Origin of the sequence: Clostridium oceanicum, assembly GCF_039521385.1 — a bacterium.
Classification (GTDB): domain Bacteria; phylum Bacillota; class Clostridia; order Clostridiales; family Clostridiaceae; genus Clostridium_F; species Clostridium_F oceanicum.
Genome location: NZ_BAAACG010000013.1, coordinates 343,323 through 363,401, shown reverse-complemented (window position 1 = coordinate 363,401; position 20,079 = coordinate 343,323). Strand labels below are relative to the sequence as shown.

Here is a 20,079-nt window from a genome sequence, read left to right as displayed (position 1 = left end):
GACCTTGTCGCTTCATGCGACTTTTATATAATACCATGTGTTTCAGTATCTGTCAACACTTTTTTAAGAAAGATTTTTTATCAATTAACTTTCAAATTTAGAGTTAATGTTTTGTGTCTTTCAAGTGACGACAAGGAATATGATATCAAAATTATAACCATATGTCTTAAAAATTAGGGTAATTTTTTAAAAATAAATACAAATTACTCTAATTTAATCTATATTATGACACAATTCACCTAATGATACTCTTGGCACTGTTATCATATATTTTATCCCATTTTCACTATTTTATACACTTATAATAAAAAAATGCTAGCTTATTATTATATAAGCTAGCATTTGATATTTTTTATATGTTAGACATATGAAAATAAATAACAGGTTATATATGCCACGATATTTTGTGAACTAACATACTGACTAGTTATTTATTTGAATGTGCCTTATTAACTTATTACATTCATTCCTATTAAAGCTATTAATAATATTCCTATTGCTATCCTATATATAGCAAAAACTTTCATAGGCTTTTTCTTTAAGAATTTTATAAATCCATCTACTACTACAAGCGCTACTATAAAAGATACTACAAATCCAACTATCAAGGCTATTATCTCATTAGATGAACAGTTAGCTAGTATATTATGTTTCCATAATGATAGTCCTGAAGCTCCAATCATAACAGGTATGGCTAAAAAGAATGAGAATTCTGCTGCTGCAACCGTTGATAATCCAGCTATCCAAGCTCCTATAATTGTAGATGCAGATCTTGACATTCCTGGCCAAAGAGCAAAACATTGAAATGCGCCTATAATTAAAGCTTGTTTTGCATTAATCCTATCTATAGAAGTACTTCTTGAATTATTTCTATATTTATTTTCAGCATAAATCATCCAAACCGCTCCAACTATCAAGGCTATTGACACTGGAAGTGGGTAAAACAGTGTCTCTTCTATTTTATCATTTAATGGTATTCCTATAGCTGCTGCTGGCAGAGCTGCTATACATACAATAATCCAAAATTTCAATCCACAATCTCTTACAGCAACTCTATCACTAGGTAGAAAATTTTTAAGAGTAGCTAAGATCTTTTCTCTATATAACACTACTATAGCTAGGATTGCCCCTAATTGAATAACCACTTGAAACATATCTACATAAGCTTTGTTATAAACTTTTCCATTGAAGCCTATAAAAGATCCAGCTATTATCATATGCCCTGTTGAAGATACTGGTAAAAATTCTGTTATACCTTCTACTATTCCTATTATTATAGATTTTAATATTAAAAGCATTATTATTTCCTCGCTCTCTTTTTTATTAACATCTTTTTTATAATATACTATTTTATTTAGCTTGTATATATTATAGCTCTTTAACAAATCATTAACTTTTATTTAAAAAAATATAATAACTATCTTTAGTTTTTTAATTCTATAACTATCTCTCTTTCTTCTTTTTTACCATCTTCTGAAAGCTTTATAGAATTCTTACCTTCTCTTATTTTTAAATCAAAATATTTTTTTACCTTTCCATACTTTGAACCGTTTATACTTATATAGTAATCTTCAATCATGGCACTGTTTTTAAAAGCACCTAAATAAAAATGCACACCCTCTTTGCTATCAGGTTTTCCTTCTGCTTTTTTCTTTGAAATTATTATAGTAGCTTTTTTATCCACTTCATTGTTCTTATACTCATCTAAAGGTGATATTTTAAATAAAGTATCTTTATTTACAAAAATAGTTGGCTTTATATAACCTTTACTAGTTTTAATTTCAGGAAGATCTTTATCTTTCATATAGGTTATATTAGAATTACTTTTAACACCATCATTTAAATTATTATCTATAGATATAGTATAAGAATTATAATATTTACCATAATCTTTTATATACTTTCCTGTCTTTTTAACTCCTACTATTTGTAATGATTTTATATTATTTTGTAAAACTTCTACTGCGCTAAGTGGAATCTCTTTTTTAATCATATAAACCCCATTAACTACATCTATCATAATCCATTTCTTATATTTATTACTCCAAATTTCACAAACATTAAATGTAACTTTATCTTTTTCATGTTGACTATCTTTAACTTTATATTCACCTATTCTTGAATATATTCCAAGAGATGCAGCACTTTCTGAAAAAACTTTTGTAAATTCCTTATCTGATGCTGTAGAACCTTTTTTACTTTCTTCTAGTATGCTTAAAACATCCTCTGCAGTTTTAATACTGTTTTTAGAATATTTAAGACTATTATTTAACCAGCCTACAATATTTATAGACTTTTTTAAGTTATCTTTTTCTCCTTTAACTAAATCATCTAATTTATAAGCATCCTTTAATTGCTTAGAATTAGGACTTTCTCCATCATTATAATAAAAATGTATATTATTTTCTTCATATAAGTTGTCCCATTTAGTTATAAATATCCCTTTAGATTTATCTTTAAAACCACAAGATGTTAAAATTACTGATAAAACTAAAATCAAACTTATAATAAAATATTTTTTTATCTTCATATTAATTTGTAATTAATCTATAAAGCTAGATTAATAATACCCCCTCTCTAGTATTCTAATCTCATTATCGTCAGAAAAAAACTTAACTAAAAAACTTAAATCCTACAAAACTTCATTCTTTTTTACTTTTTTACAACTTATAAGATATATGGCATAAACTATTAAAGCTGCACCTATCATTTGAAAAACAGTTACTTTTTCACCTAAAATAATAAAAGATAAAAACATTGCTGTAGGAATTTCTAAGTTGTTTATTATGGAAACTTTTAAAGCTCCTATATATCTTATAGCTGAATATAAAAAAGTTAATGGTATTATTTGACATACTATGGCTAAAATCCCTATTAAGTATATGCTTTTAAAAGATAGTTCTCCTTTAAAAACATATATAGGAAATCTATATACATATAAAACTATAAGTGAAAAAAGTGTAGAATAAGCATTTATAATCAAAGGTTCTTCAGAACTTAATTTTTCTTCTGTGTATATATTCATAAAAGAATAAAAAACTGCACTTAATAATCCAAATACTATTCCTATATAAGAATATTTAAATTGACCAGATATTATGTTTAAAGTAAATATACAACCTATAAAAGCTATAAAAACAGCCACTATTTTACTTATATCTATTCTTTTTCTTCTATATATACTTGTATATATAAATACCATTATAGGATATGTATATAAAAGCATGGTAACCATGGCTACTGGTAAATATTCAAAGGCTTTATAATAACATATTGTCATAGATACATTACCTAATACCCCTAATATCATTAATCTTATTAGCTTTTCTTTGCTTACTAAAATTTTATCTTTATATTTTATATAAGAAATACTAAACAATATAATAACAGCTAAAGTATACTGAACAGTTAATATATCGGATGAATTTAACCCTGTACTTTGAGTTAATTTAACAAACATACCTGCTGTTCCGAATAAAAAAGCTGAAGTTATAGAATAAACATATCCTCTATACTCTTTTTTCATTTATTCACCTTCTTTACTATATATAAGCAAATTTTATTAATAATTAGATTTTAACATATAAATTAAATATATAATATACAACATATTTACACATATTATTAATGATTTCTTATATAATTTACAAAAAAAATAAAATATCTCACAATCAGCTGACATAAATCTACTAATACTGTACACTATAGTTGTATTAGTAAATATTTTTAAGACTTATAAGATAAATATATCAAGTCTACTATGTAAAACAAACTCACTTAAAGTTACTAATAATTACACTATTAATAATTTCTAAAATAATTAGTTAACAAAATAAACTAGTATATAACTAGTTATTTATTTAAATGTATTTAAAGGAAGGGATATATAATGAGATTCAATAAATCTCCCAAATACAAAAGGAGAAGGAGAATATTCTTTTTAGTAGTATTAGGCATTCTAGCATTAAATACTTTTTTCTTAGTTAAAGCTATAAAAAATTATACTTCTTCTAAAAGCAAAAAAAAGGAACCTATTACTGCTAATAAAAAATTATCTACAAAAAAAGCACCCTCTAAAGATAAAAAATCTAATATATTATTAAGCTTTGCAGGTGACTGTACTTTAGGTACTGATACATCTTTTGGATTTCAAAATAGTATGCCTGCAATTTTTCAACAACATGGTAATGACCCTTCTTATTTTTTTAAAAATGTAAAATCTATTTTTGAATCAGATGATGCCAGCATAGTAAATTTAGAAACTACTTTTACAAATTCCAATGTTAAAACACCTAAAAAATTTAATTTTAAAGGTGATTCTAGATATGCTAAATCTTTAACTCTTGGAAATATAGATGCTGTAAATATATCTAATAACCACATATACGATTATGGAACTAAAGGATTTGAAGATACAAAAAATACTTTAAAACAAAACAAAATTCCTTACTTTGGAGAAGGAAATAAATATATAAAAGAAATTAAAGGAATACAGATAGGATTTCTAGGATATACAGGTTTTGATTCATCAAATTCTAAACTTAACTCTATAAAAAATGATATAAATTATTTAAAAAATGATAAAAAGTGTGATTTAGTTATAATAAACTTTCATTGGGGAAGTGAAGGAACTTACCACCCTATAGAAACTCAAAAAACATTAGCTCATTTTTCTATAGATAAGGGTGCTGATTTAATAATAGGCCATCATCCCCATGTTGTTCAAGGATTAGAAAAGTATAAGAATAAAATAATAGCCTATAGCCTAGGTAATTTTTGTTTTGGTGGAAACTTTAATCCTAAAGATAAAGATACTTATATTTTTCAAATTAACTACTCATTTAATAATAAATCACTTGAAAGTCAAAAAATTAAAATTATACCATGTAAAATATCCTCTACAAATAATATAAACAATTACTGCCCTACACCACAGCAAAATGGTGAAAAAACAAGAATATTAAATAAAGTAAATAGTCTATCTACAAAGCTTCCTAATAAATTATCTAATGATTTTATAAATATAGATGTAAAAAAATAAAAAATTATATTATAATAGTTAGTTGTAGTACTTATTTTAGTATAGTAAAGGGAGTGTCAAAAATTAGAATAAATTCTTTTTTCAGTATAATAAGTTCTAAATTAATAATGAAAATTTCTAAAGTTCTATTTAAGGGTGGTACAAATTTCCCTGGTAAAATAGCTTTAAAATTTGATAAAAATATTTTAAAAACTGTATCTAAAAATTACAAAGTCATATTAGTTACAGGTACAAATGGTAAAACTACAACTACTAGTATGATATACAATATGATAAAAGATAGTAATAAAAAGGTAATCTCTAATAATACAGGAGCAAATATGCTTACAGGAATAATAGCTTGTTTTATTTCTAATTATTCTTTTACAAATAAAGAAGAAAAATATGCAGTTATTGAAACTGATGAAGCTAATGTAAAATTAATAACAGAACATATAACTCCTGAAATAATAACTATAACAAATCTATTTAGAGATCAATTAGATAGATACGGTGAAGTTTATACTACTTTGAAAAAAATATTAGAAGGAATCGAAAAAGTTCCTGATTCTACATTAATATTAAATGGAGATGAATCTTTACTTGGAGACTTAAAAGATTCAATGGAAAATAAAACTTTGTACTACGGTTTTAATGATTCTCAAAGTTCTTCTAAAACTATCGATATTAATGCAGATGCGAAATTTTGTAAAAAATGCAAAGCACCTTATAAGTATGAATTTTTAACTTATAATCATTTAGGTAAATACTACTGTGATGACTGTAATTATAAAAGACCTGAGCTTGATTTTTCAGTAGATAAGTTAGAAGATTTATCTTCTGAAGGATCTCTCATTATAATGGATGGTCAAGAATATTACATAAATCAACCAGGATTATATAACATATATAATGGATTATGCGCTTATTCTATAGGTAAAACTTTAGGTATTGATAAATCTACAATATATAATTCTTTAAAAAGCCAAAAAAGTAGCTTTGGTAGACAAGAACATATAAATATTGAAGGAAAACAAGTAAAAATGATACTTGTTAAAAATCCTGCTGGTTATGACCAAGCTATTAATACTATTACATTAGATAAAAATAAAGTAAATTTAGCTGTACTTTTAAATGACAATTATGCAGATGGCCGTGACGTATCTTGGATATGGGATGTAAAATTTGAAAGTTTAAATTCTTTAGACCTAGATAAGGTAATGGTTTCTGGTATAAGACTATACGATATGGCAATAAGACTTAAAACCGCTGGTCTTCCTAGAGAAAAATTTGAAATATGCGAAAATCAAGATGCCCTATTAAAAAGCATAAAAAGTTGTTCTCAAAACACAGTATATGTTTTAACAACTTATACTGCTATGATTAATTTAAGAAGATTTTTAAATAGTAAAGGTTATATAAAAAAATTATGGTAATAAGAAGGTGTATTTATGGAAATAAACATATGTCACTTGTATCCTGATTTACTTAATGTTTATGGTGATATCGGAAATATTCTAGTTTTAAAATATAGAGCTAATGAAAGAAATATTAAAGTTAATATTTCAAATGTATCTTTAAATGATTCTTTCGATCCAGAAAAATACGATATAACATTTTTCGGTGGTGGACAAGACTATGAACAATCTATAGTTTCAAAAGATATGATTGAAACTAAAAAAGATGAAATAAAAAGTTATATAGAAGACGGTAGAGTTTTCTTATCCATATGTGGTGGCTATCAACTTCTTGGAAAATACTACACTACTCCTGAAGGAGAAAAATTACCTGGACTTCAAATTTTAGATTTATATACTGAAAGTGGTAATACAAGGTTTATAGGTAATACAGTAATAAAAAACGAAGAATTTAATGAAACTTATGTTGGCTTTGAAAATCACTCTGGAAGAACTTATATAGGTGATTTAAAACCTCTTGGAAAAGTTTTAGCTGGATATGGAAATAATGGAGAAGATGGCTATGAAGGCTGCATATATAAAAATACTTTCTGTACTTATTTTCATGGATCATTATTATCAAAAAACCCGGAACTTGCAGATAGATTTCTAACTTTAGCTTTAAGTAAAAAATACAATAAAGATATAACATTAGAAAAACTTGATGACAGTTTAGAAATTAAAGCAAAGAATTTTATTATAGAAAGAGAAACTAACAAATAAAATATATTATATAAAAAGCATATATCAGTATAATTTTTCTTATACTGATATATGCTTTTTTATTATTTAAAAAATTATAAATTAGTACTTATTAGTTAAATAATAATTTTATAGAAACATACCTAGATTTCCCTTAAAGACCCATCGGACCTGTTTTACCTTACATAATAACTTTTATAGAAACATATCAATTTTTATTTCTACACTACAAAAATCATCTATTTAATATTTTTATGTTTCCTTATTATAAAAATAACAGCCCCGATTACTAAAGTTAAAATAAAAACAGTAAAAAGCATAATTTTTTTCAAATTAGAATCTATATTGTTAATCTTAGAAATAAAATCAGATTTAGAATTTCCATCTTTAATTTTGTATTCTTCTCCATAATATGCATATCTAACATTACCATTTTTATCTACAGTTACTACATTTCCTTTTAGTTTTTCAATTAAACTTAAGTCTGATAAATATTTTTGTCCATAATATATACTTCTATCACTAGTAGATGAAACTACCATAATGTTATTTCCTTTTTTATATGGAGATTCTATCAATTGAAAAGTAGCTAAATTTTTATCATAATCTCCTATAAAATTCATTTTATCATCTGAAATCAATCCAGTGTATTCATTATTAAATTTCAAGTTTAAATTCCTATTTAAATCTTTAATAAACAAATTATTATTAGGAGTACCTATAGCTATAATGCTGGTATCTTTATATTTTTCTTCACTAAATTCTTTATTCTTAACAATGTTTATATTATCTATATTCTCAATATCATGTCCTATATATCCTATTATATTAGAAATATAGGTAAGAAGTCTTGAATCAACTTTATCTGGAATAACAATAGTAGTATTAAAACTATTATTATTTTCTGTTAAAATACCAGGATAATTTTCAAATACATTTGTTTTTTTATTGCCATAATCAAATTTGACATAAGAATCTTTACTTATAAAACCCCAAGGAGAGTTATCATCTCTAAAATCGCAATATTCATTTTTTACATATAAATCAAAACTTATTTTTATTTCAAAATTATTAACTTCACTAAATTCTTTTGGTATTTTAACTTGTAAAACACCATTATCTCTAGCTTCTTTAGAAAGCTTTTTACTAGTTACAGGAGTATCATTAATATACACATTTATCAAAGATTTATCAAAATTAAGATTATCAGAATATTTATATTTTAAAACTATCTTAGAAGAATCTTTTATACTTTTATCCTTATACATAGGAATAACATAAGAAACTTCATGTCTAAATAATCCTTCAATTTTAATATCTTCATATCCTAAATCTTTAAAACTACTTAGTTTATTATTTGTACTATTTAGCTTTGGTAAATTCACATTATGATTAACTTTAAAAGTATTTTCTCTAATTTGACTTGTTAAATCCTTATAACATAATAGTTTGGATGCTTTTATTAAATTTTTATCATTATCAGAAACAATAAGTAATATATTTTTTTCTTTGTTATAAGGAGATTGAACTTCTTTTATAATAGCATTGTCTTTTGCAAATTTAATTTCTGAATCACTAAGCAAAATTAATATTTCTTTAGGTATATTTTTAGTTCCAGTAATATAAATTAAATTTTTATCTTTTTTATTTATTGATTCAGAAAATTTATATATGCTCGTTCTTATGTTATCAAATTTAATATTTTGACCAAAGTTAGAAGATAAAATTAAAGCTGAACTTATATGACTATTTTTAAAATTGTCTGGAATTATTATTTCATTATCTATAGCTTTACTTTGCTGAAGTTTTATATAAGGATATGGATACTCCCCTATAGATTTAGAATCTTTTTTATCTGAATAATTTATATGCAAATATGATTCTTTATGAATTTTAACCCAATTAGCTTTATTCATATCATCAGTACAAGGCTTGTCTGATATTCTTCTATAACTAGAAATTTTTATTTCATTAGACCCATATTTTATGTTTTCTAAAGGTATATCTATTTTTATATTACTTTTATATCTTTTATAATCGCTTAATTTAAAAGAAGTAACTGGAGAATTATTTATATATATAGTTAAGGTGGAATTTCTATCATCTAAAAGCTTACTTTGGCTTATTACTAAATTTAAATAAGATTTATTAACTTTAGCATTATTATCTATATCAAAGAAAAAAATATTAGATCCATTAACTCCTTTTAATACAACTTCTTTATCATTAGTAAACTTAAAATTTTTCGATTTTATAATATTAGGATTTACAGCTTTTACTACGCTACTAAAACTAAATATAAAAAATAAAATAAAATATACTACTTTATTAATTCTTTTCATAATACACCACCTGTTATCTTTAGTACCTTTCAGTTTTATACCATTTTGTTTCTTTTTTTAGTAATTTATCTTTTGTATATTGAATTAATCCGTTTATAGCTACAACCATCCATAATTGACAATAAGTAAAGTACATAAAAAATACTAGACAAATATTTTTAAAATTACTCTCTCCTTTTTCCATAGCTAGAGTTATACTTATCTCAAGGACAAACAAAATATAAGCTAAAAGCCAAAGTAAATTAAAATTTGATGATATGCTAATAGGAATGTCACTAAAAATTCTAAGTAAAAATAGAACATCTGAAATAACAACAGAAGATAAAAATAAAAAGTAAACAGAAAAAAAGTAAATTATATCGAATGTAATATTTTTGGATATATTTTTAAATATATTTTTTATATTCTTTATAAGAACATATACATTACCTTTTGCCCATCTACTTCTTTGTTTAAACCATACTTTTAATGTTTCAGGTTCTTGTTCCCATGTAACAGCTAAAGGTTCAAAGGTTATTCTATATCCCATCTCATATATTCTAAAACTTATTTCTGTATCTTCAGCTATAGCATTTATATCCCATCCCCCTAATTTTTCTACTACACTTTTTCTTAATATAAAATTAGTTCCTGGTATAGTACATAAATTTAAAAGCTGACATCTTCCTGCCTGACACATCCATTGAAAACTTAAAGTTTCAATATTTATAAACTTAGTTAAAATATTTTTTTTCTTATTTCTTGTTCTAAACTTTCCTATAACTGCAGCTAATTTTTCATCTTTTAATATTTTTCTCATCAAATAATATAATGCTTTTTTTTCAGGAGTATTATCCGCATCATAAACTACTATGTATTCACCTTTAGAATTTTTATATCCTATATTTAAGGCATTTGATTTGCCTTTTCCTCCATTTTCTTTAGTTGTAGTAATTATTTTAAGACTTGACTCTTTATATTGAGATTTAATATTTTTTAATATCTTTTCTGTGTTATCAGAGGAGTTATCATTTATAACTATAACTTCAAATTTTTCTTTAGGATAATCTAACACTAGTAATGACCTTACCGTTCTTTCTATAACTTTCTCTTCATTATGAGCAGGAACCAATATAGAAATACTTGGATACTCTTTTAAATTATAATTTTCATTATCTTTATTATTTATATTTTTTATATAATACCTATATCCAGATAAAGATAAAATAATATTTATAAGTAACAATAACCATATAGATATAAGACAATATATAAACAAATAATCAAAAATTGACATTTTCAAATTAATCACCTTAAAAATTTCTTTTTATCTATTTTTCTCAAAACTAAAAATAGTATAAATAAAATAATGGAAAAGGAACAAACTATTATAATTACTACACTGTTAATATTATTTATATATTTTGATTTATTATTCAGTTTTTGACTATTATTTTTTTCTTCATCTAATAATTTAACACCTAATGAAGTTATTTTATTATTTCTAGAGTTTACTTTTATATTATCTATCTGCACCCAATTCTCTTCTTTTTTTAAATCAATAAAATCAATCTTCTTAGATTTTAAATAATCAATTATTTTCTTTAAATCAGATTTTTTTTCAAAAGGATGAAAGAAAAAACCATTTACATTTCCTCTAACAATTGATAATTTTTCATAATTTCTAATTATTTTTTCTACGGAATAAGGATCTTTATGGTCTACATATCCTAAATTTTCCGGTATTAACTTATTAAAATTATCAGTATCTTTTAGAGTATAGGGATATGCTGTTGTAGTAAAATTCATATCACTACTTTGATATTGTCCTACATAAGTAGAAAAATATTTTTTTAATTCTTTATACCCTACTGAATCCATAGCATAATGTGGCGCTTCATATCCTAATGGATATATCCCATTTTTTAAACACTCTTTTACACCTAAAAGTACTCTATCATGTACATATTTTTTCATATCTAATTTGAGAGGGGCATCTTCCTCTCCGTTCCAAAATTCAAACCCTTCTCCAGAAGTTTTACCTTTGTAATGTTGATGAGTATATCCATGTAAAATTACCGAACCACCTTTTTTTTGCATATATCTTATTGCATCTTTAAATTCTTTTTTTTCATTAATAAAAGTTTTTTCATCAGTATCAGGATTTACATATACAGGTATAAGTGCAATCATAAAAGGTACATTTTCTTTATATAAATAATCCGCTATTTCTTTTAGTTTATTAACATCTCTATAAGGGTGAACATCTTCAATTCTCACAAAAGCTTTATCTTTTGAGAAATTTTTCACTTCAAATACATCATTTAAAATATCAGAAAATACATAAAATAATATACTACTGCTTTCTACTCTAGATACATACCATAATTTATATATATTAAATGCAAAAGGATAGCTATTTTCACCATCAGATATATATGATAAAACATTAGTATTTTTATCATTTACTTTTAGTATATTAAATTCTGATTCACCACTTAATAAAAACTTCTTCATACTTTTAGATGATATATTTTCGTACTTTCTATTGTTGGTATAATATATTTCTGACATATTACTGTTTTTCCCTAAATACTCTAGCCCATATTTTTTATCACTTTCTATAAGAGATTGAATTCCATCTCCAATCCAAAATATCTTATTCTTATAACTTTTAATATCTTTTATAAAACTAGTATAATTACTATTCCAATGAATTCCTGATACAATAACTACATCATACTTATTTAAATCTGTAGAATCATAATCTTCTAAATTCTTTGTTTTAACATCAACAGAAAAATGACCTAAAAGCTCTTTTATAGATTTAACTAAATTAGAATTAGCTCCAAAATATTTTTCACGATTATAAACAAATAATACTTTAGATTTATTTGATTTTGCATAAACATTAGAAAAATTTAAATTAACTATAATAAACAAAAGAAGAAATAAACTTATAAAATATTTTTTAAAAATCATATTCCATTTCCTCTTCAGCTTCACCTACAAAATCGTAAATGTTTTTTATTTTACTTTTATCATACTCATATATACCTATTTTTAAATCTATACTAACATTTTTATATGCATCATCAGTTAATGCTAAGGTATCTATTTCTTTCTTAATTCTATTTTTCACTATATCTGCTCCACTAATATCAGTATTAGTTAATAAAAAACTAAAGACATCTTTTCCAGATCTATATATTTCATCTTCATTTCTAGTACTTTCATTTATAGACTTTCCTACTTCTGAAATCAATCGTCTAATATTATCTTTACCTATGATTTTAGTTAAATTATCATAATACATTATTTTTATCATCATTAATGTTAATGGAAATTCATGTCTTACAGCTTTGCTAATTTCTTTGTCTAAATCACTATAAAATGATTTTATATTATTAAATCCTGTGATTTCATCTATAGTAACTAATTCTTTATATTTTTTTTGAAAGTTTTCATTTATATGTTGAATATTGTTTATTTCATATGCTAGATTGTTAGTTATGAAAGAAATTATAGGAATAGAAAGAATAAAAAAATAAGGACTTGGACTATTATGATACCCATAGTTTAAACTTTGATGTAATATATATGTAGAATATATAAATATAATAAAAGCACTAAATATTAATGAGTAAACCCTGCTTACAAAGTAAGAAACTAAAATTGTTATAAAAATAAAAAATAAACATATGTAGTTTTCCATTGTACCTTTGGAATAGTTAAATAAAAAAAATATTACTTCAATAAATATAACAATAATTAATAAAATCAAATTAATATCTATAAATTTACTTTTTTTATACATGACTCCTCCTTTACAAATTTATGTTATTTAAATTGTATAAAATATATTAATTGTTAGTTAATAAAATTTTAACACTATATTTTTTCATATTCATTATAAAAACATTTCATATATATGAAATATTTCGTAATAATACTAAAATTAAACACAAAATACACTATAACCTATCCTCTTCTCTAATAAATTATAAATTTTCATGATACAAATTCAAATAATTATGTTATTAATTTAATTGATGTACTTTTAAAATAATAAATTTACTAGAAAAATTTATTATTTCCTTATAATAAAAAATTCCCTGTAAAATAAAGATTAAAATCCTAATTCTACAGGAAACTTCTTATATACATATAATAAGTTATATACTATTTAATTAATATATTTTAAACTAAAACTATATAATTTAAAATATATTAGTTTTAATAGAATTATATAAACAACTAAATTAATATGTTATTAATTTTCATATACCTTTTTAGGTACTAAAATTATAAAAAATAATAATTATATTCTTTCTATTAAAATATCATCGCCTTTTGAATCTACTCCTACAGTAGTTCCTTCAAATATATCACCTTTTATAATTTTTCTTGCTATTTTAGTTTCTATTGTATCTTCTATATATCTTTTTAATGGTCTTGCTCCATATAAAGGATCATATCCTTCATTTGCCATAAGCTCTTTTGCAGCATCTGTTATTTTAAAACTTATATTTTTATCTTTCAATCTATTTTTTACATCTTCTAAGAATATATCTATTATTTTCTTTATCTCTTTTACAGTAAGAGGTTTAAACATTATAATTTCATCTAATCTATTTAAAAATTCAGGTTTAAATCTATTTTTCAATTCATTTTTAACTCTTTTTCTTATAGAATCATCTATTCCTTCACTGTCTTTATTTTCTAATAAATAGTTACTTCCTAAATTGGATGTCATTATAATTATTGTGTTTTTAAAATCTATTGTTTTTCCTTTATTATCTGTTAATCTTCCATCATCTAAGATTTGAAGAAATATATTAAATACATCATCATGAGCTTTTTCTATTTCATCAAATAATATAACACTGAATGGATTTCTTCTTACTGCTTCTGTAAGTTGACCACCTTCATCATATCCTACATATCCTGGAGGTGCTCCTATAAGTCTTGAAACTGAATATTTCTCCATATATTCAGACATATCTATTCTTATAATATTTTCTTCACTGTCAAACAAATTTCTAGCTAAAGTTTTTGCAAGTTCTGTTTTACCTACCCCAGTTGGTCCTAAAAATATAAAGGAACCTATAGGTCTTTTTGGATCTTTCATTCCAGCTCTTGCTCTAAGAACAGCATTAGTAACAGAAGTTACCGCTTCTCTTTGACCTATAACTCTTTTTTCTAACTCCTCTTCAAGTCTTAATAGTTTTTTTCTTTCACTTTCTATAAGTCTTGAAATTGGTATACCAGTCCATTTAGATATTATTTCAGATATCTCTTTTTCTGTAACTTCTTCTTTTAACATAGCATTTTCACTATCGCTATTTTCTTTTATATACTCTTCTTTTTGTTTTATTTCATCTTCAATGTGAGGTATCATTCCATATTTTATTTCTGCTACTTTATTTAAATTATATTCTCTTTCAGCTTTCTCCATATCACCTCTTAAAGCATCTAATTTTTCTTTTAAGCTTCTTACTTCTTGTATATGAGATTTTTCTTTTTTATATTTAGCTGTCATTTCATTATCTTTATCTTTTAATTCGCTAAGTTCTTTTTCTAAAACTTTTAGTCTCTCCTTTGATGCCTCATCTCTTTCTTTTGATAAAGCTTCCTTTTCTATTTCTAACTGAAATATTTTTCTTTTAACAGAATCCATATCTTCTGGCATACTATCTATATCTGTTCTTATCATAGCACAAGCTTCATCTATTAAATCTATGGCCTTATCTGGAAGGAATCTATCATTTATATACCTACTAGAAAGTTTTGTAGCTGCAATTATAGCAGAATCATGTATCCTTATTCCATGATATATTTCAAATTTTTCCTTTAACCCTCTAAGTATTGATATAGTATCTTCTACTGTAGGTTCATTAACTATTACAGGTTGGAATCTTCTCTCTAATGCCTTATCTTTTTCTATATATTTTCTATACTCATCAAAAGTGGTAGCCCCAATACAGTGAAGTTCTCCTCTTGCAAGCATAGGTTTTATAAGATTTCCAGCATCCATAGATCCTTCTGTTTTTCCTGCACCTACTATGGTATGAATTTCATCTATAAATAATATTATTCTACCTTCACTATTTTGTACTTCCTTTAAAACTGCTTTTAACCTTTCTTCAAATTCGCCTCTAAATTTTGCTCCTGCAATTAAAGCTCCCATATCTAAAGAAAATATTATTTTATTTTTTAAGCTCTCTGGAATATCTCCTCTAACTATTCTTTCTGCTAATCCTTCTATTATGGCAGTTTTACCTACTCCAGGCTCTCCTATTAAAACAGGATTATTTTTAGTTCTCCTAGAAAGTATTCTAACTACTCTTCTTATTTCTTCATCTCTTCCTATAACAGGATCTAACTTATGCTTTTTAGCTTCTTCCACTAAATTTCTTCCATACTTAACCAAAGCTTCATAAGTTCCTTCTGGGTCCTTTGTATCCACTCTTTGACTCCCTCTAACCTCTCGTAAAACTTCTAAAAATTTTGCTTTAGTTATGTTAAACTTATCTAATATAGGTTTAACATCTGTTTTATCTACATCCATTATTCCAAGCATAACATGTTCTACACTTATATAACTATCTTTAAACTTTTTAGCTTCCTTTTGGGCTTTTACAAATATATCTTCAAATCTTCTTGTAGCATACACAGAAGAAGACTCTGCTCCTTCCCCTAAAACTTTTGGCATACTATCTAACACTCTATTAGTTTCCTCTTTAAGACTTCTTATATCAACACCCATTTTACTGAATATATTAGGTATCAAGCCATCATCTTGAGATAGTAGTGCTGAAAATAAGTGAATTGCATCTAGCTTTTGATGATTATACTTTACAGCTACTAGTTGAGCTTCATTTATAGATTGTTGTACTTTTAAAGTTAACTTATCAATATCCATATATAACTACCTCCTTATGAATATGTATATATTTTATATAAGATTTTAATTTTAAACACTCTTAAATAAATAATATAATATCTTTTTTAAATATAAATTTATATTTATATTTATTTTCATATTTTATAATGTACCCTCTAATATTTATTATATCCATTATATACCTATTTTCAACATATACTATATGAACAATTATTTATAGACATATAAAAAAGTATTACGTCAGCAGTTACCAAAATATTTTATAAACTATTTTTAAATGTAGTTTTATATGCAAAAATAATAACTATAGAAAAACATCTATAGTTATTATTCTTATATATATTTTTTACAAGGCATATTAAAAAACAAATAAGCCAATATGCCTAAATTATATTTTACAGTCTTTTAGAAAGTTTTATTGCTAAATTAAAATACTTTATTGATTCCCCAGTTTGGTCCATTTTATGGTACATATCTCCCATTTTCATATATCTATCATAAATTTGTTTCTTATTTCCAAACTTAAGCAAAGAATCTAATGAAAGATTCATATACATTTCTGCTGACTCAAGATTGCCTTTTCTTTCAAGCAATAAGCCTTTATAATAGTATGCTTTTTCTATAAACCTTAAGTTATCCATTTTTATTGCATAGTTTAAAACTTCATCTGAAAGTTCTTGTCCCTTAGATAAAACATCATTTTTCAAAAGTACTTTTATTATATCCAACATAAATATTACAAAACTTTTAGTATCTTCTTTAGGATATAGTTCTAAAGATTTATTAATATAATCTGTTGCCTTATCTTTTTCTCCTATATCAAACATTATAGAAGCGTATTTAAAAGTAGCTTCTGCCTTATGTATTAAATCTTCACCACAAAATTCATAAGATTTAGATTCATATATTTCAAACTTGTTTCTATCTAATTTCAAAGAAAGTATAGCTAAAATTCTATAAATTTCTGCTTTTCTTATATGATCTTCTACATAATGCATTAAATCTATAAGTTCTATAGCTCTTTCATAACTTTTGGTAAACTCATTAATTTTTATATAACAAATAGCTTCATTATATATTACATCTGCCAAAAGTTTATAATCTTTTCTTTCATATGCTACTTCTTTAATATTGTTATAATAACTTGCAGCTTCTATGTACTCTTCACTAATATAGAAAAATTTAGCTATATCCATATAATATATAACCTTATTTTCTTCTACTCCTGATTTTAACCAATAATCATAGTACTTAGATATTTTAAGTTGAATTTTTTCAATCTCGCCTTTTTTCAAGTAATATTTTAAAAGCATATGTAGTATATAAAAAGCAATATTAAAATATTCATATTCTTCTGCGTACTTTAAGTTGTATTCTAATCTTTCTTCATAGTCATCTAATTTACAATTATTTTTTAAAGTCTCTATATTTTCTAATAATTGCTCTTTAACTCCTGCTTTTAAATAACTAGTTTCTACTCCCAGTTTTAAAGCTATATCTTTTAATATATCTTCATCTGGTTTTACTTTATCATTCTCTATGCAGCTTAATTTTGATACAGAAATTTTGTCTCCACAAAGTTGTTTCAGTGTTAATCCTTTATATATTCTAGCTCTTTTAATTTTTTGTCCTACAGAAAGTATCTCCATATTCCTCACCTATCCACATTAAGTCTAATTACATATCTTTTATTATTCCAATTTTATTAAACATATCTACACCATAATTTAAATACTTAGCAGCTTCTTTGTCTCTACCATTATCTATATAGAATTTTCCTATAGTAATTGATATTTCACCCATCTTTTGTTTATCATCCATATTTTTAACAAAATTCAAAGCCATAAGAAGAGTATTTTCTGCTTCGTTTATATCCCCTTCTAACATATCTACACGGTACTTTAATAAGTAATAATATATCAAACTACCTTTATCGCCATTTTCTAAACTGGAAAGAATATCATCTAATGTTTTTTTACATTTATCTATATTTTTTTCTTTTATGTGGTTTTCACATATGTTAACTAAAGTTTCTATTATAAGAGGATCTTTGCTGTTCTCTCTTATTTTTTTTGCTCTATTAAAGTGTATAAAAGATTCTTCTAGGTTATCAAATTCATAAAATAATTTTCCTAAACTATTTTCTATTTTTGCAGTGTAATTCACATCATCTATTTCTTTAAATGTATCTAATGTTTTTACAGAATATTTTATAGCTTTATCCATATTACCTTTTTTGCTATACTCTTCTGATAACAATAATAATGAATTAGCATATTCTTTTTGATTATTTAATTGTTTAAATTTTTCTTTTGCTAAATATGAATAATCAATTGCTTTGTTAACGTTATCTAGCTTAAAGTAATTGAATGCGATGTGATAGTATATCTCCGCTAATAAACTGTCATTTCCTATATCATTATCTATATAAACTTTTTCTGCTTGTTGAAAATAACTACATGAAGAATGATATGCTTTAAGTTCTATTGTAAGCTTACCTAAATTAACAAAAGTATTAACTATTTCTTCATAGTTGTTGTTTTTTATAAAAATTACATTAGAAGATAATAAAAACTGTTGGGCAACTGGAAGTTCTCCTTTATGCATGTATATTAATCCTCTTAAGTATAAATTCTTAGCTTTTCTGTATTCTAAGCTATATTTTTCGCTATAATAACAAGCTTTTTCAACATATTGTTCCGCTATAATTAAGTTATTATTTAATACATGCGATTCCGCAATGTTTTCATAGTATTTGCATATTTTTTCTGCTTGAGTATCTTCAGATTCCATTAAATATTCTATTGATGTATTTAACGAATGTGCCAAATATTCTAAAAGATCCATACTAGGATTAGACTTTCCAGACTCTACAAGACTTATTTGCCCTGGTGTTATTCTATCACCAGCTAAATCTTTTAATGTCATCTTAAGTTCTTTTCTTCTTCTTTTTATTTTTTCACCCAAAGATAATATTTCCATGTATATCTTCCTCACTATTATCATAAATTTTATAATTTATATATTTTTGTCAACTTTATTATATCATATTTTTTCAATTCAGATAAAAAATTTGTAAAATCAATTACATATTTTATCATTTTTATCACATATATTTCATATTATAATAAATAATACATTTTTTTATTATAAATAATTAATATAATTCATTTAATTCATATAAATTATTTAATAGCTAAAACCCCTTTATAACTTGTATTCCTCCACTTAATAAGGTTTTATTTAATAGATAAGCATACTATATTTACTTACAATATTTTTCATAATATATTAGAGATATTAAGTATTATTTTATTAATTATTGATTTGTATATGCTTTATACTTATATATTCGTAAAAATAAAGAATCTACTTAAATTAAATTAAGTAGATTCTTTATTTTATAGATAAAATATTATAGAATTTTGTTTTAAAATAAGCTCTATTTCATGAAATATCTTACGTTGTCATACATATCTTCTGCCATATTCATCATGTTTTTGCCTGATCTTTTTATTTTTCTTTTAGTCTTTTTATCAATTTGTGGTGATAGCATCATTCCTGCTGCTACACCTAACATCATGCCAGATATAAATTTTCCACGCATACTTTATACACTCCCTTTAAATATATTATTATTATTTAATGGTTTATGTATATAGTATGTATTTT

Annotated in this window: 14 protein-coding genes; 3 read left to right on the top strand and 11 right to left on the bottom strand. The window is 24.1% G+C overall.

Annotated elements, in window-relative coordinates; translation table 11 throughout:
- Nucleotides 1–449: 449 nt before the first annotated feature.
- From ABDZ71_RS15545 to ABDZ71_RS15535, 3 genes are all read right to left on the bottom strand, one after another.
- Nucleotides 450–1,298 carry an undecaprenyl-diphosphate phosphatase gene (locus ABDZ71_RS15545; protein WP_343763004.1) on the bottom strand — a complete coding sequence of 283 codons (849 nt, stop codon included), beginning with the start codon at nt 1,296–1,298 and terminating at the stop codon, nt 450–452.
- 125 nt (nt 1,299–1,423) lie between these two features.
- Entirely contained in the window at nt 1,424–2,530 is a 1,107-nt protein-coding gene (locus ABDZ71_RS15540) for a hypothetical protein (RefSeq protein ID WP_343763001.1), read from the bottom strand.
- Between the two features lie 102 nt (nt 2,531–2,632).
- Nucleotides 2,633–3,526 carry a DMT family transporter gene (locus tag ABDZ71_RS15535; protein WP_343762999.1) on the bottom strand — a complete coding sequence of 298 codons (894 nt, stop codon included), beginning with the start codon at nt 3,524–3,526 and terminating at the stop codon, nt 2,633–2,635.
- Between the two features lie 363 nt (nt 3,527–3,889).
- On the opposite strand from ABDZ71_RS15535, the gene ABDZ71_RS15530 reads away from it, so the two are divergent.
- Genes ABDZ71_RS15530 through ABDZ71_RS15520 form a run of 3 tightly spaced genes read left to right on the top strand, consistent with a single transcriptional unit; the run spans nt 3,890 to nt 7,200 of the window.
- Nucleotides 3,890–5,041 carry a CapA family protein gene (locus ABDZ71_RS15530; protein ID WP_343762996.1) on the top strand — a complete coding sequence of 384 codons (1,152 nt, stop codon included), beginning with the start codon at nt 3,890–3,892 and terminating at the stop codon, nt 5,039–5,041.
- A gap of 53 nt (nt 5,042–5,094) precedes the next feature.
- A complete protein-coding gene (locus ABDZ71_RS15525; protein WP_343762993.1) occupies nt 5,095–6,456 on the top strand; it encodes a MurT ligase domain-containing protein in 1,362 nt (453 codons plus the stop codon).
- A 15-nt stretch (nt 6,457–6,471) separates the two neighbouring features.
- Nucleotides 6,472–7,200: a type 1 glutamine amidotransferase gene (locus ABDZ71_RS15520; RefSeq protein WP_343762989.1), complete on the top strand. Its 729-nt coding sequence runs from the start codon at nt 6,472–6,474 to the stop codon at nt 7,198–7,200.
- 218 nt (nt 7,201–7,418) lie between these two features.
- Here the strand turns inward: ABDZ71_RS15520 and ABDZ71_RS15515 are convergent, their stop codons facing one another.
- The 8 genes from ABDZ71_RS15515 to ABDZ71_RS15480 form a co-directional block, all read right to left on the bottom strand.
- Nucleotides 7,419–9,521, bottom strand: a complete 2,103-nt coding sequence (locus ABDZ71_RS15515) for a cellulose biosynthesis cyclic di-GMP-binding regulatory protein BcsB (RefSeq protein WP_343762986.1) — start codon at nt 9,519–9,521, stop codon at nt 7,419–7,421.
- 19 nt (nt 9,522–9,540) lie between these two features.
- Nucleotides 9,541–10,797, bottom strand: coding sequence for a glycosyltransferase family 2 protein (locus tag ABDZ71_RS15510; RefSeq protein ID WP_343763029.1), 1,257 nt, complete (start codon nt 10,795–10,797; stop codon nt 9,541–9,543).
- A gap of 11 nt (nt 10,798–10,808) precedes the next feature.
- On the bottom strand, nt 10,809–12,482 hold the full coding sequence (locus ABDZ71_RS15505; protein ID WP_343762983.1) for a DUF2334 domain-containing protein: 1,674 nt from the start codon (nt 12,480–12,482) through the stop codon (nt 10,809–10,811).
- Complete coding sequence (locus ABDZ71_RS15500) at nt 12,472–13,317, bottom strand: GGDEF domain-containing protein (protein WP_343762980.1); 846 nt, start codon at nt 13,315–13,317, stop codon at nt 12,472–12,474. The genes ABDZ71_RS15505 and ABDZ71_RS15500 overlap by 11 nt, the downstream gene beginning before the upstream one ends.
- Nucleotides 13,318–13,821: 504 nt before the next feature.
- Complete coding sequence (gene clpB / locus ABDZ71_RS15495; RefSeq protein ID WP_343762977.1) at nt 13,822–16,425, bottom strand: ATP-dependent chaperone ClpB; 2,604 nt, start codon at nt 16,423–16,425, stop codon at nt 13,822–13,824.
- Between the two features lie 377 nt (nt 16,426–16,802).
- Complete coding sequence (locus ABDZ71_RS15490) at nt 16,803–18,056, bottom strand: helix-turn-helix domain-containing protein (RefSeq protein WP_343762974.1); 1,254 nt, start codon at nt 18,054–18,056, stop codon at nt 16,803–16,805.
- Between the two features lie 28 nt (nt 18,057–18,084).
- Nucleotides 18,085–19,389: a helix-turn-helix domain-containing protein gene (locus ABDZ71_RS15485; RefSeq protein WP_343762971.1), complete on the bottom strand. Its 1,305-nt coding sequence runs from the start codon at nt 19,387–19,389 to the stop codon at nt 18,085–18,087.
- A gap of 460 nt (nt 19,390–19,849) precedes the next feature.
- Entirely contained in the window at nt 19,850–20,014 is a 165-nt protein-coding gene (locus ABDZ71_RS15480; protein WP_343762969.1) for a YtxH domain-containing protein, read from the bottom strand.
- Nucleotides 20,015–20,079: the final 65 nt, after the last annotated feature.